The sequence below is a fragment of the Actinoallomurus oryzae genome, assembly GCF_039541955.1.
GTDB classification, from domain to species: domain Bacteria; phylum Actinomycetota; class Actinomycetes; order Streptosporangiales; family Streptosporangiaceae; genus Actinoallomurus; species Actinoallomurus oryzae.
Genome location: NZ_BAABHF010000064.1, coordinates 1 through 20,535 on the forward strand (window position 1 = coordinate 1; position 20,535 = coordinate 20,535).

Genomic DNA, 20,535 nt, shown 5'->3' on the forward strand with positions numbered 1-20,535 from the left:
GGAAGTTAAGCCCTCCAGCGCCGATGGTACTGCACCGGGGACGGTGTGGGAGAGTAGGACACCGCCGGACATCAACTAAAACGAAAAGGGCCGCCTGATCAGGCGGCCCTTTTTGCGTTGTCACGGCACAATGGAGACCCCTGAGGTGCTCCGGCTGAACGGTCTGGTGTAATGAGCGCGCAAAACGACAGGCGTGACGGCGACGAGGACGATCGGCGCCCGCGTCCCAAAAAGGACCGCCGACCCGGCGGCGCGGGCGCGGCCCGTGACCGTAAGAACGGCGGACGCGACGCGGCCGGCGGTCGTCAGGCCGGCGGGCCGCGACGCGGCGGCTCCGCAGGCCGTCCCGCATCCGGTAAGGCGGGCGGAAAAGGCAATGGCCGTGATTTCGCCAAGCCTCGCGACAAGGAACGCGACGACGGCCGCGCTGCGCCACGTCGCCCCCGGCCGTTCCGCAACGACTCCGAGACCTCGTACCGCGAGCGGCCTCGGCGGCGCGACGACGCGGGCTCCGGCTCGTACGGGAAACGCGACGACTCCCGCCGTACGCCACGGCCCGGCGGGCGCGGCTCCGAGGGTGGGAACCAGGAGCGCCGTAACCCGGCAGCGCGTCGCCGCGACGACAAAGAGCGCCGCGAGGGCGGCTTCCAGCGCCGCGAGAAGACGAGCGACGCGAGCGGTGGAGCGCCTCGGCGCGAGGGCGCTTCCAACGACCGGCGCGGGCAGGCCCCCGGGCGCCGTGCGGGCGGTGGCGCATCCGGGCGTGTGACCACCGACCGGCCGGGTGGCCGGCGTCGCGAGGACGGACGTCCCGGCGACCGAGGCCGGCGCCGCCCGGCCGACCGCCGCGGGGCCGCTGAGGGAAGCCGGAAGCCCTTCGAACGCCGTCCGGAGAACGAGACGCGGCCCAAGAGGGACCCGGGCCCGCCCGTACCCGACGACGTGACGGGTGACGAGCTGGACCGTACGGCCAAGTCCGAGTTGAGGACCCTCCCCAAGGACCTGGCGAAGTCCGTCGCCCGGCACCTCGTGATGGCCGGTCGGCTGCTCGACGAGGACGCCGAACAGGCGTACCAGCACACCCTGGCGGCCCGGCGGAAGGCCGCCCGCGTGGGCGTCGTACGGGAGGCGTGCGGGCTCGCCGCATACCACGCAGGTCTGTGGTCCGTGGCACTGTCCGAACTGCGCACCGCGCGGCGGCTGACCGGGCAGGAGGCGTACCTGTCCGTGATGGCCGACGCCGAGCGGGGCCTGGGCCGGCCCGAGCGCGCGCTCGATCTCGCGCGCTCGGACGAGGCGAAGCGGCTGGCTCCGGCGGAGGCCATCGAGATGCGGATCGTCGAGTCCGGCGCCCGGCGCGACCTCGGGCAGTACGATGCCGCGGTACTGGCGCTACAGATCCCCGAGCTGAAGGACGAGCGCCTCCGCCCCTGGTCGGCACGGCTGTTCTACGCGTACGCGGACGCCTTGGCCGATGCGGGGCGCGAGGACGAGGCGGCCGACTGGTTCGCGCGGTCGGCCGCGGCCGACCGCGAGGGCGAGACGGACGCGGCGGAGCGGTACGCGGAGATCGAGGGACTGGAGATCATCGACGACGATGCGGACGACGCCTGACGCGGCCACCGCACGCGCGCGTCGTGCGGTGGTCAGCTCCGGGCGGAGTCCTTCTCCAGGGTGTGCATGATCCCGGCGACGTTGTTGCGGGTCGCGGAGATGACCTCGACCTTCTCGGCCACGGCGGGGTCGGCGTCCGGAGCGAGGGCCTTGTAACGCTCGTCGGTGCGCTCGCGGACCATGGCCACCGCGTGGTCGAGGTCGAGGCGCTGGTCGTACGCCTCGGTCACCATCTCGACCCAGAGCCGTAGCTCTTCGGCCGAGCGCTGGAGAGTCTCGTCCGCGAGCTCCACCGGCCCGTAGTGGCTGAACAGAAGACGCGTCGGCTGGAGCGCGCGGAACCGCTCGAGCGACGCCAGAGCGCTGTCGAGATCGAAGTCCGGCGGTGGCGTGGCCGGGCGCAGGTCCGCGGTCTCGGGAATGTAGACGCCCGCCGCGTCGCCGACGTACAGGTCGCCGGTGAGGGAGTCGAGCAGCCCCACGTGGTGTCGCGCGTGCCCGGGGGAGTGGTGGCTCTCCAGGCGACGGCCGCCGCCGAGGTCGACGACCCCGGTGTCCTCGACCGCGCGGATTCGTACCGCGTCGGTGGGCTTCAGGTCGCCGAACAGGGAGTCGAGGGCCGAACCCCAGACCATGCGCGCGCTGGCCATCAGCCGGCTGGGGTCGGCGAGGTGCCGGGCGCCCTTCTCATGGACGACGATCTCCGCGTTGGGGAACATCTGGGCGATGTCCCCGACTCCGCCCGCGTGGTCGAGATGGATGTGGGTGACGACGACGGTCGCCAGGTCACCGGGGCCGATCCCTGCCGCCGACAGCGTGTCACGCACGACCTCGGCCGAGTTCCCGGCCCCGGTCTCGACGAGACACGGCCGCTCCGAACGGATGAGATAACCGGCTGTTATGCCGGTATATCCAGCCATTCGCGTGTCGATCTCGAAGACGTCGTTGCCCAGGTCGGTGAGGTTCTCCATATCCGTCTCCGATGGTTGTCCACAGATGTGCGGGGGGCCTTATGCGGTCGGCTGCGAGCCTCCATCGTAGATACAGGGCCGTGGTAGGGAGACGGCGGCCGATCACGAGAGGAGCCGGCGGTGGAGCACGTCAACGAGATCGTCCTGGTCGGGAGGCTTTCCGGAGAGCCGGAGTGGCGGACGTTACCGGGCGATGACCAAGTGGCCGTCTGGCGCCTGATCGTCGAACACCGCGACGCGAGGTCGCCGCAGGACGCCATCGACACCATCCGCTGCGTGACCTACGACGCCAAGCTCCAGACCACCGTCCGCACGTGGACCCACGGCGACGTCATCGAGGTACGGGGGGCGCTACGGCACCGCTTCTGGAGGAGCCCGACCGGCCCTCGAGGCCTGTACGAGGTCGAGGCCGCCGGCGCCACCCTCCTTTTCCGCCCGCCCCGGAAGGAGAAGGCCGTGTCGTAAGGGACGCGCCGTGAAGTGAGAGAGCGGCGCGGTGGGAGGGCGCCGTGCTGCGCGCGACACCGTGCTGTGGCCGGCAGGGGAGCGGTGTTGCGTGCGGCACGGTGCCATGGGCGGGCAGGGAGCAGCGGCAGGCCACCCGGCCGGCACCGGCAGCGGAGGCACCCGTCCCCGTGCGCGGGCCGCTGCGCGGGTACGAGGTCGTCGTCAGGGCGTCGCCACCGTCCAGGGCGTTATCGCCGGTCGGTGTCGAAGGTTCGCAGCACCAGGCCGGTACGGGGCTTCGGGCCGAACGACGTCGACTTGCGCGGCACCTTCTCGCCGCCGGCCGCCACCGCCAGTACGTCCGCCACCTCCAGCGGGTTGAGGATCACCGCGGTGCCGTTCGTGCGGCGGGCCTTTCGCAGAGCGCTCGCCGCGTCGTGGTGGACGATACGGACGTTCGACTCGTCGTCGGTGATGTGCCACAGCTCGGGGATCAGCAGTCGGTGGAGTACGGCCGTGTCCAGGCCACGCCAGCAGGGAGAGGTCCCGTCCGGCATCGATCTTGTGACCTGTGCCTGGTCCGGGTCGGTGAGCAGGAAGAGGTCCTCCTCTTCCCCGCCGATGAGGAACGCCGTACCGTCCTGCGCGGCGAGGCGGTCGAGCGCCGTCGGCAGGTCCGGCCCGACCTGTTCCGTGCGGAAGGCGGCCTTCGCCAGCCGTACGGCGTCGGACACCGCGAGGTTCGGGATCACCCGGTGGATCGCGCCGAGACGAGGAGGGTAGGCGCTCGAGTCGACGAGCAGCGCCAGACCGTAGTCCCACGGTCCCGGCCCCTCGTGCGCCTCCTTCAGCGCCTGATACGTCGCATACCGGTGATGACCGTCGGCGATCAGCGCCTGGCGTTCCCGCAGGTCGGCGGCGATCGACGCGTGGACGGCGGGGTCGGTGATCGCCCACAGCCGGTGCCGTACGTCGTCGCCGGTGCTCGTCTCCAGCAGCGGAGGAGACGAGGCCACCTCGTCGACCAGGCGGCTGGTGACCGAGGCGCCCTCTCCGTCGTACAGCAGGAAGATCGGTTCGAGGTTCGCCCGCGTGGCGGTCATCAGGGCCAGCCGGTCGCGGATCGGCCCCGGGTAGACGTCCTCGTGCGGCAGGATCACCCGCGATCCCGGGCCGTGCACTCCCAGGGCCCCGATCAGACCACGCTGCAGAACGCCCTCTCCGGCCTCCTCGTAGGCGTACAGCGCCGGTTCCGTGTCGACCGTCATCACCCCGGTGGCGAGCCACGCCCGCAGCGTCTCAGCGGCGTCGCCGTAGTCCTGCTGGGGGAGGATCAATCGGACGATGTTGTGCGGTTCGTCGGCCATGAACCGTTTCAGGGCCTCTTCGTCGATGAGGTCGTACGGCGGCGAGGTCACCGCGGCCAGCGAGCTCACCTTGGAGGAGGCGTAGCGTACGGCGCGGAACGGTTCGAGGCTGAGGCCGGGCTGAGTGGTCACGTCGGGCATGGTAGATACCGCGGTCTTGTTAGGGCTCAAATGGAGTCGGCGAACGGAGGCCACAAATGGTTCAAGGTTCGGGCCACGGCCAGGATTCCCCCGGTACGCCGGGAGGCGAGGTCTATGACTGGTATCAGCGTGGATTGAACCTTCTCGAGAGCGGCAGCCCAGCGGCGGCCATCCAGGTGCTCGAGCACGCGGCGGCGGCCGAGCCGTCGTCCCGGAGCGTCCGCGAGGCGCTCGCCCGCGCCCAGTACGGCGCGAAGCGGTACGCCGAAGCCGCGGAGAACTTCCGCATGATCGTCGAGGCGGACCCGGCGGAGGACTACGCCCTGTTCGGCCTCGGCCTGGCGCTCACCCGCACCGGCCAGCTCGCCGAGGCCGTCGAGCACCTTGCCCTGGCCTGCGCGATGTGCCCGGACAACAAGCACTACGCCACCGCCCTGCGTCACGCCCGCGCCCGCAAGGGATGACCGGGGACGACGGTGCCCACCCGCCCCGCCGGAACCCATCGGCCACGCAGGTCCCCCGACGGCTGAGGCCGGCCCGCCGGGCGGCGGTCACCGGAAGAACCTCACACGTACGGAGCCGTCCAAGGCGCCCCGTCCACGGCGGTCCGTGCGCGGCGGCGTACGGCGATCCGGAAAGATGACCGGTATGCGCGATCGGGCCGGGGCCTCCAGGGCCTCCCGGGCGGGTGGATCGGCACTCTCCGGGGAACGTCGCGCGGGGAACGTACAGGAAGGGTGACCATGCGGGGGATCGATCGGCCGCCGGCCGAGGCGTACGACGTCGGCGTGCTCGACCTCGACGGTGTCGTCTACATCGGCCACGACCCCGTACCGGGGGCGGCGGGGGCGCTCGAGAAGGCGCGGGCGAGCGGCATGCGGCTCGCGTTCGCGACGAACAACGCCTCGCGGACTCCCAGCGCCACGGCCGCGCTGCTCGGCGACGTCGGCGTGCCCGCGGCGGCGGAGGACGTCGTGACCTCCGCGCAGGCCGCCGCGCGGCTCCTGGCCGAACGGCTGCCCGCCGGGTCGAAGGTCCTGGTCGTCGGCGGCATGGGGCTGCGTCAGGCGCTGCGGGAGGCCGGGCTGCGGCCGGTGTCCATGGCGGCCGAGGAGCCGGCGGCGGTCGCCCAGGGATACTCGCCCGGCCTCAGCTACGACCGGCTGGCCGAGGGCGCTCAGGCGGTGGCCGCCGGAGCGATCTTCGTGGCGTCCAACGGCGACACGACCATCCCCGGCAAGGGCGGGCGGTACCGGCCCGGGAACGGCGCTCTCGTACAGGTGATCCGGACCGCCACCGGCGTCGACCCGATCGTCACCGGCAAGCCCGAACGGCCGCTGCACCGCGAGACCATCCTGCGCACCGGCGCCGAGCGGCCTCTGATCGTCGGTGACCGGCTCGACACCGACATCGAGGGCGCGCACAACGGCGGCGCCGACAGCCTCCTGGTGCTCACCGGGGTCACCGATCCCCGGACGCTCCTGGCCGCCCCGCCCCGGCACCGGCCCACGTACGTCTCCGCGGACCTGAACGGTCTCCTCGTCCCGCACAACGGCGTACGGCGCGAGGGGCCGGCGTACGTGTGCGGCGGCTGGACCGTCTCCGGCGACCTGGAGATGTCAGGGGACGGGGACCCGATGGACGGGCTGCGCGCCCTGTGCGCCGCGGTCTGGGACTCCGGTGACCTCGAACGCGGCGAACGGGCGCTCGACCGCCTGTTCTAAAGGATCTTGCGTAGGCGCAGCAGGTCGCCGAGGCTGGCTTCGATCTTGAGCCGGCCGCTGGCCCATGCCTTGCCGACGCCGAGTTCGTCGGCGGCGAGCGCCACCAGGTCGTCGCTGCTGACCGTGAGCCGGACCTGAGCGCCGTTCGGGCTCTCGGCGACCTCGAAGTCGTCCATCCCGCCGGCGTGGATGCGGGTGAGGAACACGAGATTCAGATCGGGCACATGGCAGCTGACGGTGCGTTCGACGACGTGCTTGGCGAGCTCAGCGGGATCCACATCCGTGAGCCGGGTGGCGATGCGTTCGAGCGCCGCACGCGCTTCCTCCAGCGTGGCCATTGTCAGGTCCGTTCCCCCAGTAGTCGTCCTCGACACCGTTGTCACCCACGGACGGTAGCGTTCTTCCTGAGTCGGGGTCGACCGGCTTGCCGCGAACGCGGCGCTGATTGGGGGACCGATAACGTGAACGGCACCGAGGGCGAGACCACCGGGGACGAGCGGGTCGACGCCGCGATGGCCCGCCTCGGCGAGCTCGAGGCGACGCCTCCGGCCGAGCACCCGGCGATCTTCCAGGACGTCCACCGCCGCCTCCAGGACGCCCTGACGGGCATCGACGGCGAGCCGTCGTGAGCCTCGGCCGGGCCCGCACGGGCGACGCACGGCTCCGGGGCGCCCCGGAGGCCGTCGCCGGAAGGCCGCGACGGCGGCGCGCGGCGCTCTCCCACCCGGTGAAGGAGGGCTCATGACGGCACGGCGGCGTCTGGACAGCGAGCTGGTCCGGCGGGGCCTGGCGCGTTCGCGCGAACAGGCGGTCGAGTTCCTCACCGCCGGACGGGTCACGGTCGGCGGGCGCACCGCCACCAAGGCCGCCACCCAGGTCGAGACCTCCGCGCCCATCGTCGTCCGGACCACCGACACCGGTCCGGAGTACGTCTCGCGCGGCGGTCACAAGCTGGCCGGCGCCCTCGCCGCCTTCGACGAGGTCGATCCCCGGGGCCGCCGCTGCCTCGACGCCGGCGCGTCCACGGGCGGCTTCACCGACGTCCTGCTGCGCGCCGGAGCCGCGCACGTCGTCGCGGTCGACGTGGGCTACGGCCAGATCGCCTGGTCGCTGCGCACCGACGAGCGGGTGACGGTCGTCGAGCGCCTCAACATCAGGGAGCTCACGCCGGAGCACGTGGGCGAGCCGCCCACGCTCGTCGTGGCCGACCTGTCGTTCATCTCGCTGCGCCTCGTGCTGGAGCCGATCCGGCGTTGCACGGCGCCCGACGCCGACTACGTGATGATGGTCAAACCCCAGTTCGAGGTGGGCAAGGAGCGCGTGGGCGCCGGGGGAGTCGTCCGCGACCCGGCGCTGCGCGCCGAGGCCGTACGCGACGTGGCGCGCCACGCGGAGATCCTGGGGCTGGGCGCCCGGGGCGTGACGGCCAGCCCGCTGCCCGGCCCGTCGGGCAACGTCGAGTACTTCCTGTGGCTGCGGGCCGGCGCGCCGCCGCTCGACGACGCCGCCCTGGACAGAGCCGTGGCGGAGGGACCCGCATGACGATCAGCGCATGCCCCGGGGCGCCGCTCACCGGGGCTCGCGACGCCGTCCGGACCGCCGCGGCGCCTCCGATGACAGACGAACGATCCGTACGCGACCGGTGGCACGGTGTGGCCGGCCCGTTCCTCGTGCAGGAGCGGGCGCTCGCCGGTGCCGCGGTGGACGTGGCCGAGGAAACCCCATGACAGACAAGCGATCCGTCCTCCTCGTGGCGCACACCGGGCGGCCCGGCGCGGTCCGGAGCGCCCAGCTCGTGCTCGACCGGCTGGGCGAGGCCGGCATCTCCGCGCGCGTGCTCGACAGCGAGGCCGAAGACCTGCACTGCGCGGGCGTCGACGTCACACCGGTGTGCGGCGCGGCGGCCGAGGGCGCGGAGATGGTGATCGTGCTCGGTGGTGACGGCACGCTGCTGCGCGCCGCCGAGCTCGCCCGGCCCAGCGGCACGCCGGTGCTCGGCGTCAACCTCGGCCATGTGGGCTTCCTGGCCGAGGCGGAGCGCGCCGACCTGGCGGCCACGGTCGACAAGGTGGCCTCGCGGGCGTACGACGTCGAAGAACGCATGACCGTCGACGTCATCGTCCGCGAGAACGGCGACGTCACCCAGTCGGGCTGGGCACTGAACGAAGCGAGCGTCGAGAAGGCCTCGCGTCAGCGCATGCTCGAGGTCATCGCCGAGATCGACGGCCGGCCCCTGTCCCGCTGGGGCTGTGACGGTGTGGTGTGCGCCACACCGACCGGGTCGACGGCGTACGCCTTCTCGGCGGGCGGCCCGGTCGTGTGGCCCGAGGTGGAGGCGCTGCTCGTCGTCCCGATCAGCGCGCATGCCCTGTTCGCCCGGCCGATGGTGGTCTCTCCGCGGTCCGTGGTGGCGCTGGAGCTGCTCCCGGACACCTCCGGCGGCGTGCTGTGGTGCGACGGCCGCCGCCAGATCGAGGTGCCCCCCGGCGCGCGGATCGAGGTACGCCGGGGCGCGATGCCGGTGCGGCTCGCACGCCTGCACCAGACACCGTTCACCGACCGTCTCGTCACCAAGTTCGGCCTTCCCGTGGCCGGCTGGCGCGGCCGCGTCCGCTACTGAGCCGCGCGGCCCCCCGGGAGGCCGGTGGCGCGGGGCGTACGGGCACGGTTGTCCGCCGGCGGGGTGCCCGACGGCGCGAGCGCCGGGCACCAGGGGCGGGGCGCTCGGCAGCGCGGCCGTCGGCCCCGGCGGGCACGCGGGGCGGCGCAGGCCGGGGGCGGCCGGCCCGGGAAGATCGCCTGTTCGTGACCGTCCTTGGCGTGATCTTGAGTCGTGGCAGGAGCATGGCATGTCGTGTGCGCCCGTAATCTGAGCCGAACAAATGTTCGCCTCAACCGGCGATCCGACGGCAATACGTCGCTATGACGGGGTAGCCTCGGGACGCCGGTTGTGCAGTGCGACGGGAGGGGTTCGACAGGTGCGGCCCATGGTCGAGGAAGTACGGATCCAGAACCTCGGGGTGATCGAGGAGGCCGTTCTCGAGCTGTCCCCCGGCTTCAACGTGGTGACCGGTGAGACCGGCGCCGGTAAGACGATGGTGGTGACCAGCCTCGGGCTGCTGTTCGGCGGGCGTGCCGACCCGCAGCGCGTTCGCCCCGGCGCCGACCGGGCCACCGTCGAGGGGCGCATCGTCGTCGAGGAGGGCGGCAAGGTCGCCGCGCGCGTCGACGAGGCCGGTGGCGAGCTCGACGACGGCGCGCTGATCGTCACCCGGTCGATCTCGTCGGAGGGGCGCTCTCGCGCCCACCTGGGCGGCCGTCAGGTCCCCGTCGCGATGCTCATCAACGTGGCCGACGACCTGGTCGCCGTGCACGGCCAGTCCGACCAGCAGCGGCTGCTGCAGGCGGGTCGCCAGCGGGCCGCCCTCGACCGGTTCGCCGGAGACAAGGTCGCCAAGCCGCTGCGCGGCTACATCGCCGCCTACCGCAGGCACCGTGAGGTCACGCAGCGGCTCGAGGAGCTGACCACGCAGGCCCGCGAGCGGGCCCAGGAGGCCGACATGCTCCGCTTCGGCCTGGAGGAGATCGAGAAGGTCGACCCCAAGCCGGGGGAGGACGAGCGGCTCGCGGCCGAGGAGGAGCGTCTCGCGCACGCCGACGCGCTGCGCACGGCCGCGACCGGCGCGCACGAGGCCCTGCAGGGCGATCCGACCGCCACCACCGGCGCCGCCGACGCGATCAGCCTCCTCAGCGGGGCCCGGCAGGCGCTGGAGGCGGTACGGGCCCACGACGAGGCGCTGGCCGGCCAGGCCGACCGGCTCTCCGAGGCCGTCTACCTGGTCTCCGACGTCGCGGCCGAGCTCGCCGGCTACGCCGAGTCGGTCGAGGCCGACCCGGCGCTGCTGGCGAGCGTCCAGGAGCGCCGGGCCGCCCTGACGAGCCTCATCCGCAAGTACGGCGAGGACGTCGACGCCGTGCTCGCGTGGGCCGAGCGCTCCGTCGCGCGGCTGTCCGAGCTCGACTCCGACGACGACCGCATCGAGGAGCTCCGCGCCGAACACGACGACCTGACCGGCCGGCTGACCGAGCTGTCCGCCGAGCTGACCGAGGCCCGCATGGAGGCGGCCGAGCGACTCTCGGAGGCGGTGACCGCGGAGCTGACCGCGCTCGCCATGCCCCATGCGCAGGTGGTCGTCGCGGTGACGCCGCAGGAGGAGTTCGGGCCGCACGGTGTCGACGAGGTCGAGCTGCGGCTCGCCGCCCACCCGGGCGCGCCGCCGCTGCCGCTGCACAAGGGCGCCTCCGGCGGTGAGCTCTCCCGGGTCATGCTGGCCATCGAGGTGGTGTTCGCGGGCGCCGACCCCGTGCCGACGTTCGTCTTCGACGAGGTGGACGCCGGCGTCGGCGGCAAGGCCGCCGTGGAGATCGGGCGGCGGCTCGCCCGGCTGGCCAAGTCGGCGCAGGTGATCGTGGTGACCCACCTTCCGCAGGTGGCGGCCTTCGCCGACCAGCATCTGGTGGTGGAGAAGTCCAACGACGGGCGTGTCGTCCGCAGCGGTGTGACCGCCCTCGACGACGCCGGCCGCGTACGCGAGCTGTCCCGCATGCTCGCGGGACTGGAGGACTCCGAGCTGGGCCGTGCGCACGCGGAGGAGCTTCTGGCCATCGCCGCCGCCGAGCGGTGAGCGTGGGGCGCCGTCCGGGGTCACGTATGCTCACAGGGCCCGGACGACCTCCGGCCCGGCCATGCCCCGCTCCCCGGGGGCCGGGCTCAGAGCACCGAGCCGGACACCGAGCGACGCGCACGGTAAAGAACGAACACGCCTTTACGATCGTCGTTACAAGTGTCACCGTCCGCGCTCTGGCAGGATGGCATCACGATGAATGACGTCTCCCCGAGGATCAAACCGACCGCGCGCCTGCACGTGCCGCGGTTCCGCGGGCTGCGCCGTGAGCGCGGAGACGCCGAGTCGGCCACGACCGGCGTGGCGCGCCTCGACGGCAAGACCAAGAAGCTGACCAAGCGTCTCGAGCCCGGTGACATCGCCATCATCGACCATGTCGATCTCGACCGCGTCAGCGCCGAGGCGCTCGCGGCCTGCGATGTGGCGGCAGTGATCAACGTGGCGCGCAGCATCTCGGGCCGCTATCCGAACCTCGGTCCCCAGATCCTCGTCGAGGCCGGCATCCCGCTGATCGACGACGTCGGCCCCGACGTGTTCAGCAAGGTCCGTGAGGGCGACCGCGTACGCGTCGACGGCGGCGCGCTGATCGCCGGCGACCAGGTCGTGGCCAAGGGCATCCGGCAGACCGAGGAGACGGTCGAGGCGGCGATGACCGAGGCGAAGGCGGAGCTTCCCGCCCAGCTCGAGGCGTTCGCCGCCAACACGATGGAGTTCCTCAAGCGCGAGCGTGACCTGCTCCTCGACGGCGTCGGCGTGCCGGACGTCGAGACCGACCTCGACGGCCGGCACGTGCTGATCGTCGTGCGCGGCTACCACTACCGCGAGGACATCGCGACCCTGCGGCCGTACATCCGCGAATACCGGCCGGTGCTGATCGGCGTCGACGGAGGAGCCGACGCGCTGATCGAGGCCGGCTACCGTCCCGACATGATCGTCGGTGACATGGACTCCGTGTCCGACGAGGCGCTGACCTGCGGCGCGGAGCTGATCGTGCACGCCTACCGCGACGGTCGTGCGCCCGGTCTCAAACGGGTGCACGACCTCGACCGGCAGGCCGTCGTCTTCCCCGCGGCGGGCACCAGCGAGGACATCGCCATGCTGCTCGCCGACGACCGGGGCGCCACGCTCATCGTGGCCGTGGGAACCCACGCGACGCTCGTGGAGTTCCTCGACAAGGGGCGTGCGGGCATGTCCAGCACGTTCCTGACCCGCCTGCGGGTGGGGAGCAAGCTCGTCGACGCCAAGGGAGTGAGCCGGCTGTACCGCAGCCGTATCAAGGGATCCTCGCTCCTGTTGCTGGTGGCGGCGACGCTGGTCGCCATGATCGTGGCGATCATCTCCTCGCCCGCCGGTGACGCGTTCGCGCCCGTCGTCGCCGACGCATGGCATCAGTTCGTCTACTGGCTGACCGGATTGTTCACGTGATCGATTTCCGATACCACATCGTCTCCATCGTCGCGATCTTCCTGGCGCTGGCGCTCGGCCTCGTGGTCGGCGCCTCGGCGCTGCGCGGGCCGCTCGTCGACCAGCTGAAGGACCGGTTGGGGCAGTTCGAGAAGGACAACCAGAGCCTGCGGACGCTCAATCGCACCACCGACCAGGTGAACGGCTACGACGACCAGGTCATGGACAACGTCGCGCCGCAGATCGTCGCCGGGCGGCTCAAGGGCGAGAGCGTCGTCTTCATCGAGGCGCCGGGCGCCGACGACCAGGCGCGGGCCAAGACCGCCGACCTGATCGGCAAGGCGGGCGCGCGGATCAGCGGTTACGTCACGCTCCAGGAGAAGTACCTCGACGCCAACCAGCTGACCACGCTCACCGAGCTGACCGACCAGCTCAAGCCGGCCACCGTCGACTTCCCCGCGGACGCCTCGCCGTACGACCGCGTCGCCCTGGAGCTGGCCTCGGTGCTCGCCACCCGGCAGGCCTCCAGCACCGGCCAGGAGGACCCCGCCGCCGGGCAGGTCCTGTCGGGATTCAAGACGGCGGGTTTCCTGAATTACAGCGGGCAGCCCGCCACCCGTGCCACACTCGCCATCGTGATCGCGCCCATCGCGGCGAGCAAGGACAAGGACGCCGACACCGAGAACAAGGCCCTCGTGGCCCTCCCGCTGGCCCTGTCCAAGTACGCCAACGGCACGGTGGCGGCGGGCAACAGCGACGCCGCGTCCGACGGCGGCATGATCAAGGCGATCCGCGACGAGAGCAAGGCGCAGGACCACGTCTCGACGGTCGACACCGGCGACGTCTCGGCCGGCCGTCTGACGACGGTGTTCGCGCTCGACCTCGCCCGGCAGGGCAAGTTCGGCGACTATGGCATCGGTTCGGGCGTGGACGGCCCGATGCCGACCCCCGTACCCACGGTGCCCGAGAAGAAGTGAGACCAGGATGCGTAAGGCAGTGGCCGCGACCGTGCTCGGTGCGGCGGCCGCGCGGGTGGCGTACACCCTGCTGACCCGGCGCCCGCCACGCGAGGAGAAACTCTGGCTGCGCACCAACCACCGCGGCGAGCCCGTGACGCTGCTGGAGGGCCCGGCGTTCGTCGCCGGGGCGGTGACGGCGGTGGCCGTCGCCCCCGGAGTCCCGGCCCGCATGCGGGTGGCCGCGGTGTTCGCCGGCACGGCCGCGGGCGCCCTCGGCGCGTACGACGACCTCGCCGGCTCCGGCGACTCGCGCGGTTTCAAGGGGCACCTGGCCGCGCTGGCGCACGGTGAGGTGACGACCGGCGCGGTGAAGATCCTCGGCATCGGCGCCGCCGGTCTGGCCGCCGCCGCCCTCGCGGGGACCGGCCGCCGCCCGAGCACGCGCGCCGACCTGCTGATCAACGGTGCGCTCGTCGCGGGCGGCGCCAACCTGCTCAACCTGTTCGACCTGCGCCCCGGCCGCGCGATCAAGGTCGGCGCGCTCGCCGCGCTGCCCGGCACGCTGAGCGGTTCGGCCGTCACCGCCGCTCCGTTCGGTGCCGCCCTCGCGCTGCTGCCCGAGGACCTCGGCGAGCGCGCCATGCTCGGCGACGCCGGAGCCAACGCGCTCGGCGCCCTGCTGGGCCTGTCCGCCGCCCATCTGCCCCGCCCCGTACGCCTCGGCATCCTCACCGGCGTGGTGGCGCTGAACGCCGCCAGCGAGTTCGTCAGCTTCACCAAGGTGATCCAGGCGACGCCGGCACTGCGGCGGATCGACCAGCTCGGCCGTCGTCCCGTCGTGCCGGAGGCACGTCCGACGGGTACGGAGTGACGGCTTCGGAGGTGACGGAGGAGTCCACGGCCGGCCGCGCCGCCCAGGGGCTCGCCGGGGCCGCCGTTCTCATCGGCGTCATCACCATCCTCGCCCGCATCGCCGGGTTCGGGCGGATCGTCGTGTTCTCCCAGACGGTGAAGACGTCGTGCCTCGGCCAGGCGTACTACACCGCCAACCAGGTCCCCAACATCGTCTTCGAGATCGTCGCGGGCGGCGCGCTGGCCGGCCTGGTCGTCCCGGTCCTGGCCGGCCCGGCCGAACGCGGCGACCGCGAGCATGTGAGCCGCACCACGTCCGCGTTGCTCACCTGGATGGCGGTCGCGCTGGTCCCGCTGTCCGCCCTCGGGGTGGTGCTCGCGCACCCGATCATGGGCGCGCTCGTCCGCGGCAACCTGGACCAGTGCTCCCGCGCGGGCGTCGTGACCGTCGGCACCCACATGCTCGCCGTCTTCGCGCCGCAGATCATGCTGTACGGCTTCACCGTCGTGCTGTACGGCGTGCTCCAGGCCCACCGGCGTTTCGTCGCGCCCGCCCTGGCGCCGCTCGTGTCGAGCCTCGTCGTCATGGGCGCCTACCTCGCGTACGTGCCGCTCGGCCGCGGCCACCAGCAGGACCTCTCGACGCTGCCGCGCACCGCCGAGCTGATGCTCTCGCTCGGCACGACCGCCGGGGTCGTGGTCCTGGTCGTCACCGCCGGAGTGGCCGCCGTACGCCTGCGGCTGCGGATCCGGCCCACGCTGCGGTTCCCGGCGGGCACGGCGGTCCGGGTGCGCCGGCTGGCCATCGCCGGCCTGGCCACGGTCGCCGCCCAGCAGCTGTCCGCGATCGCCGTCGTGGTGCTGAGCGGGCACGGCACCGTCGGCGCGCTGGCCGACTACCAGTACGCCTGGGCCCTGTTCCTGCTGCCGTGGGCGGTGCTGGCGGTGCCGGTGGCCACGAGTGCCTTCCCGATGCTGTCGGCGCGCGTCAGCGCGGGTGAGACGGAGGAGTTCGACCGGATCACCGCCTCGACCACCCGGGCGATCGTGCTCGTCTCCTGCGCCGGGGCCGCCGGTCTGGCCGCGGTCGCGGTGCCGGTCGCGACCTTCCTCGATCATGACGCGGTACCCACCGTGCTCGCGCGCGCGGTCCTGCTGTTCGCGCCCGGCCTGCTCGGCTACGGCTTCGTCGCGCACCTGGGCCGGGTGCTGTTCGCCTGCCACCGGGGCCGCGACTCGGCCGGTGCGACGGTCGCCGGCTGGCTGGTCGTGATCGTCGCCGACCTCGCGCTGGTGTTCACGCTGCCGCGCGACTGGACGGTGGCCGGGCTGGCGCTCGGCAACACCGCCGGAATGACCGTGGCCGGCGCCCTGCTGCTCGCCGCGCTCGTCCGGGTCCGCGGGCGAGGAGTGCTCGCCGGCCTCGGACGGGCGACGGCCGCGGGCGCGGCGGGAGCGGTCGCGGGCGGCGGCGCCGGCTACGCGGTGGCGGCGGCGATCGACGCGAGCGGACAGCTCACGAGCATCGGCGCGGCGGTCGCCGCGGGGCTCACGGCCTGCGCGGTGTTCGCGCTGGTCACCTACACGTTGGACGGCCGGGACCTCAAGGCCGTGATCAGGCGGAGGATGCGTTGAGCGGTTTGAAGGTCGCCATCGTGCTGGCGACGAGCGCCGGGGGAGTGGGCGGCCACGTGCGCTCGGTGGTGGCGGGTCTCACCGCCCGCGGGGCCCGCGTGGTCGTGCTCGGCCCGTCGTCGACCGAAGAGCTGTTCGGCTTCACCGCGGCCGGTGCGCGGTTCGTCGCGATCCAGATCGCCGATCGGCCGCATCCGGCCGCCGACGCGCGCGCCGTCGCCCGGATCCGCCGCCTGACCCGCGGCGCGGACGTCGTGCACGCCCACGGCCTGCGCGCCGGCGGGCTCACCGCCCTCGCGCTCACCCGCGCGGTCCCCGCGGCGCTCCGGACGACGACGCCGCCGCTGATCGTGACGCTCCACAACGCCGTCATCGCCGGGGGCGTGATCGGCGCCGCCTACGCCACGCTCGAACGCATCGTGGCCCGCGGTGCCGCCGAGATCCTCGCCGTCTCACCGGACCTGGAGGAGCGGATGCGCTCCCTCGGCGCGCAGGCGGTCGGCCGGGCGCTGGTGCCCGCCCCGCCGCGCCGGCGCTCGGAGGACACCGCGGCGCAGGCCAAGCTCCGCGCCGAACTCGGCGCCGTCGAGCGTCCGCTCATCGCGGTCGTGGCGCGGCTCGCCGAGCAGAAGGGCCTGCCCACGCTGCTCGACGCCTCGGCCGGGTGGGCCCGGCGCACGCCGGCGCCCCTCGTGGCGGTCGCCGGAGACGGGCCGCTGGAGGCACCGCTGCGGGCGCGGATCGAGGCCGAGACCCTGCCCGTACGGCTGCTCGGCCGCCGCTCCGACGTGCCCGAGCTGCTCGCCGCCGCCGACGTCGCCGTCGTGTCCAGCGTCTGGGAGGGACAGCCGCTCATCGTCCAGGAGGTGCTGCGTGCCGGACGGCCCCTGGTCGCCACCCGGGTCGGCGGCATCCCCGGCATGGTCGGCGACGCGGCGGTCCTGGTCCCGTCCGGTGACGAGGCGGCGCTGGAGGCGGCAGTAACTCGAATTTTGGACAATCCGGAATTCGCCGAACGGCTTGCGTCGTCAGCGTCCCGCCAGGCACTCCGGCTGCCCACCGACGAGGACGCGCTCGATCAGCTCACCCAGGTCTATGCCCGGGCGACCGGTACGACTTCCTAACGCGGCCCACTGTTCGGGACAGGTTCGGTCTTGGATATAGTCAAGGTGCAGGAGGGGAGTATCCCTTTCGCGGCAGTGTCGTCACCACGGCTGGAGTCGCATGCGGCCCGGTACTGTCGGTTCGCGCCCATGAGCGCGGACGGGAGAGACCTCCGGGGCTTTTGTCTGCCGCCGGAGGATGCTGTCTCGTGAATGTCACGCTTTTGGGCTGGTCGCTCACTCTGGCCGGCATCCTCGCCGTCATCCTGGTCGATCTGTGGATCGTCGACCGTGGGTCGCCGAAGGAGTTCACCCTCCGGCAGGCCGGCGCGTGGGTGACGTTCTACGTCGTGCTCGCCGTGGCGTTCGGCGTCTGCCTGTTGTTCGTGGCCGGCGGGCAGTACACCGCGCAGTTCTACGCGGGGTATCTCACCGAGTACAGCCTGAGCATCGACAACCTGTTCATCTTCTACGTCATCATGGCGCGGTTCGCCGTGCCGCGCGTCAACCAGCACAAGGTGCTGCTCGTCGGCATCCTGATCGCGCTGTTCATGCGGGGCGCGTTCATCCTCGTCGGCGGTGCCGCGCTCGCCCGCTTCGAGTGGCTGTTCTACGTGTTCGGGCTGTTCCTCATCTGGACCGCGCTGGGCCTGCTGCGCGACAGCGGCGATGAGGAGTTCAAGGAGAACATCCTGCTGCGCTGGGTGCAGCGCGTCATCCCGGCCACCGGGGAGTACCACCGCGACCGGCTGACCGTGCGCGTCGAGGGCCGACGGCTCGTCACCCCGATGCTCATCGTCATGGTCGCGATCGGCTCGACCGACCTGCTCTTCGCGCTCGACTCCATCCCGGCCATCTTCGGCCTGACCAAGCAGTCCTACCTGGTGTTCACCGCGAACGCCTTCGCCCTGATGGGCCTGCGCCAGCTCTACTTCCTGCTGGGCGGCCTGCTCGACCGGCTCATCTACCTGAGCAAGGGCCTGTCGTTCATCCTCGCCTTCATCGGCGTCAAGCTCATCCTCGAGGCCCTGCACGCGACCGGGTTCGAGCAGGTACCGCAGGTGCCGATCTGGCTCTCGCTGGTCGTGATCGGCGTGGCGATGCTCATCACGACGGTGGTGAGCCTGCTCAAGGCGCGCCACGACGCGGCGCGCGAGGCCGGCGAGCCGGTGCCTACCGGCGTCGGGGACGCAGGGCGAACGCCACGTTGATGGCGACCAGCGCCGCCCACACGACGACGAGGCCGGACAGCCCGGCATAGGACGCGGCGATGGCCGAGGTCGGGATCGAGACCCCGAGCGTGACGCACAGGACCGTGAGGGCCACCGCGCGTTCGGCCTTCTCGTTCGCGGCGGCGGTCGCGTCGCGCAGCGCGGCGGACTGCTCGATCCGCGCCGCGATCGCGTCGGCGAACGCCGCGTCGTAGTCGGGCCCCAGTTCGCGCCGCGCGGCGAGCGAGGCCGCCAGGTCGTCGCGCGGCAGCTCGGATGTGCTCATGCCCCCCTTTGTACGCCTCGTTCGGGGCGCTCGCCTCCGCCGTGGGGGTGATCTGTCGCTGACACCTGAGGAGGACGTCCGACGACGCCACGCGAACCTTGTACGGTGAGCCGCAGAAGTCGTCGGTTCGGAGGTGGGAATGCGCACGTTCGCGCCCGCGGTGACGAGGGCCGCCGCGGCCGGGACGGCGCTCGCCGCCGTCGGCGTGCTGGTGTTCACCGCCGTCGTCGACGCCCAGAGCGGGAGCCGGTCGCCTCGGCCGGTGGCCACGCACCCGGTCACGCCCGTCCCCGTCTCGACGCTGCCGGGCAGCGTCGCCTCGCCCGGCGCCCCGCCCACGGTCTCGGCCCGGCAGGCCAAGGTCTGGCTCCGCGGCCTGACCGGCACCTGGACGCGCGACGTCAAGAACACCTACTTCCGCTTCCACGCCGACGGCAGCGGCGAGTGGGTCGCCTTCGGGCAGAAGCTGTGGAGCGGCAAGGCCACCCCGCGTGACGCGAAGACCTTCGACCTGACCGACATCGACGGGCACGGCGGCTCGTACTGGCAGGTGCGCCTGCTGTCCCGGCGCAAGCTGCTGTTCGTCGGCACGAACCAGATGTTCGCCAGGTCCTAGGCCGCGGCGTTCTCGGCCGCGGTCAGGAGAGCCCGGGCCTGCTCGCGAGCGTGGCCGAAGGGGTCGGGGAAGACGTTCAGGCCGTGGGCGACGAGCGCTCCCTCGTTCAGCAGCGTGAGTGTCCGGCCGAGACGGTCGGCCTCGTCCGGAGCGATGTCCCGGGCGAGGCGGGTGAACAGCGCGAGCATCCACTTCTTCTGCCCGATGATGAGCGGATATGCGGGATGGGACGCGTCACTGATCTCGGCGTGCGCGTTGACCATGCTGCACCCCTTGGCGCCGTTCGCCCGCGACCACGCGCCTGAGGCGTCGAAGACCGCGAGGACGCGCGCCGGCGGCTCCGGCGGTGCGGCGTCGAGATGCCGGGCGAGGAAGGCCCGCCAGCGTTCGTCGCGATCCGCCAGGTACTCCACGACGATCTGCTCCTTGGAGCCGAACCGGTCGTACAGGGTCTTCTTCGTCACCCCGGCCTCGGCGGCGATGAGGTCGACGCCGACGGCATGGATGCCGCGCTCGTAGAACAGCCTCGCAGCGGCCTCCAGGACGCGCAGGGCGGCGGGCGTCATCGTGATCCGCCGAAGCTCCGTGGTGTCCATGCCCCGAGAGTATACCGATCTGTATAGTGGCGCGGGTATACCGATCTGTATAGCGAAGGGCGGGACGTGGACTTTCTCCTCTCGGCGGCCTTCGTGATCTGCTGGAGTTCGGGGTTCATCGGAGCCCGGCTCGGCGCCGGCAGCGCGTCCGCCGTCACCATCCTGATGTGGCGGTTCCTGCCGTTGGCCGTGGTTCTGATCGGCATCGCCCTCGTCCGGACGTGGTGGCGGGGCCTCGTGGTCCGGGACGTCGTCCGGCAGGTCCTGATCGGCGTCCTCTCGCAGAGCGGCTATCTGCTCACCGTCTATTACGCGATCCAACTCGGCGTCTCCAGCGGCACCACCGCCCTGATCGACGGCGTCCAGCCCCTCGTCGCCGGAGCGCTCGCCGGACCGCTCCTGCGGCAGTACGTCTCGCGTCGGCAGTGGCTCGGCCTGTGCCTGGGGCTGGGCGGCGTCATCGTCGTCACCCGGGCCGACGCCGCGGCTGCCGCGGGTGTGGCCTGGTGGGCCTATCTCATCCCGTTCCTCGGCATGCTCTCGCTGGTGGCGGCGACGTTCCTCGACAGCCGCTCCCACGCGCGGGTCGAGCCCGTGGTGGCGATGACCGCGCACTGCGTCACCAGCGCCGTCGTCTTCACGGCGCTCGCCATGAGCGCCGGAGTGGCGAAGCCGCCGGCCGAACTCCCGTTCTGGATCGCGATCACGTGGCTCGTGGTCCTGTCCACATTCGGTGGCTACGGGCTGTACTGGGTCATCCTGCGGCGGTCCGGGGTCACCAAGGTGAACACGCTGATGTTCCTCATGGCTCCCGTCACGGCGGTCTGGGGCGCTCTCATGTTCGGTGAGCCGTTCGGCTCACAGACCGCCCTCGGCCTGGTCGTCGGTCTCGCGGCGGTCGTCATCGTCCGGTCGGGGTCCGGG

Annotated in this window: 20 protein-coding genes, 1 rRNA gene and 1 pseudogene; 17 read left to right on the plus strand and 5 right to left on the minus strand. The window is 72.4% G+C overall.

Annotation, left to right across the window (positions count from 1 at the left end; genetic code table 11):
- Nucleotides 1–70 (plus strand): 5S ribosomal RNA (gene rrf / locus ABEA10_RS51485); the annotation flags it as partial.
- Between the two features lie 101 nt (nt 71–171).
- Complete coding sequence (locus ABEA10_RS47335; RefSeq protein WP_345475274.1) at nt 172–1,614, plus strand: hypothetical protein; 1,443 nt, start codon at nt 172–174, stop codon at nt 1,612–1,614.
- A 32-nt stretch (nt 1,615–1,646) separates the two neighbouring features.
- Here ABEA10_RS47335 and ABEA10_RS47340 read toward each other — a convergent pair whose 3' ends face one another.
- The gene (locus ABEA10_RS47340) at nt 1,647–2,585 is read right to left on the minus strand and encodes an MBL fold metallo-hydrolase (RefSeq protein ID WP_345475275.1); all 939 of its coding nucleotides are present in this window, start codon (nt 2,583–2,585) and stop codon (nt 1,647–1,649) included.
- A 120-nt stretch (nt 2,586–2,705) separates the two neighbouring features.
- On the opposite strand from ABEA10_RS47340, the gene ABEA10_RS47345 reads away from it, so the two are divergent.
- The gene (locus ABEA10_RS47345) at nt 2,706–3,050 is read left to right on the plus strand and encodes a single-stranded DNA-binding protein (protein WP_345475276.1); all 345 of its coding nucleotides are present in this window, start codon (nt 2,706–2,708) and stop codon (nt 3,048–3,050) included.
- A gap of 230 nt (nt 3,051–3,280) precedes the next feature.
- Here the strand turns inward: ABEA10_RS47345 and ABEA10_RS47350 are convergent, their stop codons facing one another.
- Nucleotides 3,281–4,540, minus strand: a complete 1,260-nt coding sequence (locus ABEA10_RS47350; RefSeq protein WP_425551059.1) for a DUF1015 family protein — start codon at nt 4,538–4,540, stop codon at nt 3,281–3,283.
- A 56-nt stretch (nt 4,541–4,596) separates the two neighbouring features.
- Here ABEA10_RS47350 and ABEA10_RS47355 point away from each other — a divergent pair, with 56 nt between their 5' ends.
- Both ABEA10_RS47355 and ABEA10_RS47360 read left to right on the plus strand, forming a co-directional pair.
- Nucleotides 4,597–5,004 carry a tetratricopeptide repeat protein gene (locus tag ABEA10_RS47355; RefSeq protein WP_345475279.1) on the plus strand — a complete coding sequence of 136 codons (408 nt, stop codon included), beginning with the start codon at nt 4,597–4,599 and terminating at the stop codon, nt 5,002–5,004.
- 279 nt (nt 5,005–5,283) lie between these two features.
- The gene (locus ABEA10_RS47360) at nt 5,284–6,264 is read left to right on the plus strand and encodes an HAD-IIA family hydrolase (protein WP_345475280.1); all 981 of its coding nucleotides are present in this window, start codon (nt 5,284–5,286) and stop codon (nt 6,262–6,264) included.
- On the opposite strand, the gene ABEA10_RS47365 is transcribed toward ABEA10_RS47360, so the two are convergent.
- A complete protein-coding gene (locus tag ABEA10_RS47365; RefSeq protein ID WP_345475281.1) occupies nt 6,261–6,602 on the minus strand; it encodes an SCP2 sterol-binding domain-containing protein in 342 nt (113 codons plus the stop codon). The two genes, ABEA10_RS47360 and ABEA10_RS47365, sit on opposite strands and share 4 nt — an antisense overlap.
- Before the next feature lie 123 nt (nt 6,603–6,725).
- On the opposite strand from ABEA10_RS47365, the gene ABEA10_RS47370 reads away from it, so the two are divergent.
- The 10 genes from ABEA10_RS47370 (at nt 6,726) to ABEA10_RS47415 (ending at nt 18,113) form a co-directional block, all read left to right on the plus strand.
- The gene (locus tag ABEA10_RS47370; RefSeq protein ID WP_329261907.1) at nt 6,726–6,893 is read left to right on the plus strand and encodes a hypothetical protein; all 168 of its coding nucleotides are present in this window, start codon (nt 6,726–6,728) and stop codon (nt 6,891–6,893) included.
- 112 nt (nt 6,894–7,005) lie between these two features.
- A complete protein-coding gene (locus ABEA10_RS47375) occupies nt 7,006–7,806 on the plus strand; it encodes a TlyA family RNA methyltransferase (protein ID WP_345475282.1) in 801 nt (266 codons plus the stop codon).
- A 181-nt stretch (nt 7,807–7,987) separates the two neighbouring features.
- Entirely contained in the window at nt 7,988–8,884 is an 897-nt protein-coding gene (locus tag ABEA10_RS47380; protein ID WP_345475283.1) for an NAD kinase, read from the plus strand.
- 367 nt (nt 8,885–9,251) lie between these two features.
- Nucleotides 9,252–10,949 carry a DNA repair protein RecN gene (gene recN, locus ABEA10_RS47385; protein ID WP_345475284.1) on the plus strand — a complete coding sequence of 566 codons (1,698 nt, stop codon included), beginning with the start codon at nt 9,252–9,254 and terminating at the stop codon, nt 10,947–10,949.
- Between the two features lie 195 nt (nt 10,950–11,144).
- Entirely contained in the window at nt 11,145–12,374 is a 1,230-nt protein-coding gene (gene steA, locus ABEA10_RS47390; RefSeq protein WP_329261919.1) for a putative cytokinetic ring protein SteA, read from the plus strand.
- Entirely contained in the window at nt 12,371–13,330 is a 960-nt protein-coding gene (locus tag ABEA10_RS47395; RefSeq protein ID WP_329261922.1) for a copper transporter, read from the plus strand. Before steA ends, ABEA10_RS47395 begins: the two co-directional genes overlap by 4 nt.
- Nucleotides 13,331–13,337: 7 nt before the next feature.
- Nucleotides 13,338–14,183 carry a hypothetical protein gene (locus ABEA10_RS47400; RefSeq protein ID WP_345475285.1) on the plus strand — a complete coding sequence of 282 codons (846 nt, stop codon included), beginning with the start codon at nt 13,338–13,340 and terminating at the stop codon, nt 14,181–14,183.
- Nucleotides 14,184–14,194: 11 nt separating this feature from the next.
- Nucleotides 14,195–15,799 carry a murein biosynthesis integral membrane protein MurJ gene (gene murJ, locus ABEA10_RS47405; protein ID WP_345475286.1) on the plus strand — a complete coding sequence of 535 codons (1,605 nt, stop codon included), beginning with the start codon at nt 14,195–14,197 and terminating at the stop codon, nt 15,797–15,799.
- Nucleotides 15,800–15,804: 5 nt separating this feature from the next.
- Complete coding sequence (locus tag ABEA10_RS47410; protein WP_425551061.1) at nt 15,805–16,923, plus strand: glycosyltransferase; 1,119 nt, start codon at nt 15,805–15,807, stop codon at nt 16,921–16,923.
- Between the two features lie 188 nt (nt 16,924–17,111).
- The gene (locus tag ABEA10_RS47415) at nt 17,112–18,113 is read left to right on the plus strand and encodes a TerC/Alx family metal homeostasis membrane protein (RefSeq protein ID WP_345475288.1); all 1,002 of its coding nucleotides are present in this window, start codon (nt 17,112–17,114) and stop codon (nt 18,111–18,113) included.
- Here the strand turns inward: ABEA10_RS47415 and ABEA10_RS47420 are convergent.
- Nucleotides 18,076–18,399, minus strand: a complete 324-nt coding sequence (locus tag ABEA10_RS47420; RefSeq protein ID WP_329261931.1) for a hypothetical protein — start codon at nt 18,397–18,399, stop codon at nt 18,076–18,078. The genes ABEA10_RS47415 and ABEA10_RS47420 overlap by 38 nt on opposite strands.
- Nucleotides 18,400–18,538: 139 nt before the next feature.
- Between ABEA10_RS47420 and ABEA10_RS47425 the strand changes: the two genes are divergently transcribed.
- A complete protein-coding gene (locus ABEA10_RS47425) occupies nt 18,539–19,015 on the plus strand; it encodes a hypothetical protein (RefSeq protein ID WP_345475289.1) in 477 nt (158 codons plus the stop codon).
- Here ABEA10_RS47425 and ABEA10_RS47430 read toward each other — a convergent pair.
- Nucleotides 19,012–19,611 (minus strand): TetR/AcrR family transcriptional regulator, encoded by a 600-nt coding sequence (locus ABEA10_RS47430; protein ID WP_345475290.1) that lies wholly within the window; start codon nt 19,609–19,611, stop codon nt 19,012–19,014. The two genes, ABEA10_RS47425 and ABEA10_RS47430, sit on opposite strands and share 4 nt — an antisense overlap.
- Nucleotides 19,612–19,677: 66 nt before the next feature.
- On the opposite strand from ABEA10_RS47430, the pseudogene ABEA10_RS47435 reads away from it, so the two are divergent.
- A pseudogene (locus ABEA10_RS47435) lies at nt 19,678–20,508 on the plus strand (DMT family transporter); the annotation flags it as partial.
- Nucleotides 20,509–20,535: the final 27 nt, after the last annotated feature.

Bases quoted from the DNA above. Each gene is read 5' to 3' on its own strand.
- ABEA10_RS47335 (WP_345475274.1), top strand. From the start codon at position 172: ATGAGCGCGCAAAACGACAGGCGTGACGGCGACGAGGACGATCGGCGC.
- ABEA10_RS47340 (WP_345475275.1), bottom strand. From the start codon at position 2,585: ATGGAGAACCTCACCGACCTGGGCAACGACGTCTTCGAGATCGACACG.
- ABEA10_RS47350 (WP_425551059.1), bottom strand. From the start codon at position 4,540: ATGCCCGACGTGACCACTCAGCCCGGCCTCAGCCTCGAACCGTTCCGC.
- ABEA10_RS47355 (WP_345475279.1), top strand. From the start codon at position 4,597: ATGGTTCAAGGTTCGGGCCACGGCCAGGATTCCCCCGGTACGCCGGGA.
- ABEA10_RS47360 (WP_345475280.1), top strand. From the start codon at position 5,284: ATGCGGGGGATCGATCGGCCGCCGGCCGAGGCGTACGACGTCGGCGTG.
- ABEA10_RS47365 (WP_345475281.1), bottom strand. From the start codon at position 6,602: ATGGCCACGCTGGAGGAAGCGCGTGCGGCGCTCGAACGCATCGCCACC.
- ABEA10_RS47375 (WP_345475282.1), top strand. From the start codon at position 7,006: ATGACGGCACGGCGGCGTCTGGACAGCGAGCTGGTCCGGCGGGGCCTG.
- ABEA10_RS47380 (WP_345475283.1), top strand. From the start codon at position 7,988: ATGACAGACAAGCGATCCGTCCTCCTCGTGGCGCACACCGGGCGGCCC.
- recN (WP_345475284.1), top strand. From the start codon at position 9,252: ATGGTCGAGGAAGTACGGATCCAGAACCTCGGGGTGATCGAGGAGGCC.
- steA (WP_329261919.1), top strand. From the start codon at position 11,145: ATGAATGACGTCTCCCCGAGGATCAAACCGACCGCGCGCCTGCACGTG.
- ABEA10_RS47400 (WP_345475285.1), top strand. From the start codon at position 13,338: ATGCGTAAGGCAGTGGCCGCGACCGTGCTCGGTGCGGCGGCCGCGCGG.
- ABEA10_RS47420 (WP_329261931.1), bottom strand. From the start codon at position 18,399: ATGAGCACATCCGAGCTGCCGCGCGACGACCTGGCGGCCTCGCTCGCC.
- ABEA10_RS47425 (WP_345475289.1), top strand. From the start codon at position 18,539: ATGCGCACGTTCGCGCCCGCGGTGACGAGGGCCGCCGCGGCCGGGACG.
- ABEA10_RS47430 (WP_345475290.1), bottom strand. From the start codon at position 19,611: ATGGACACCACGGAGCTTCGGCGGATCACGATGACGCCCGCCGCCCTG.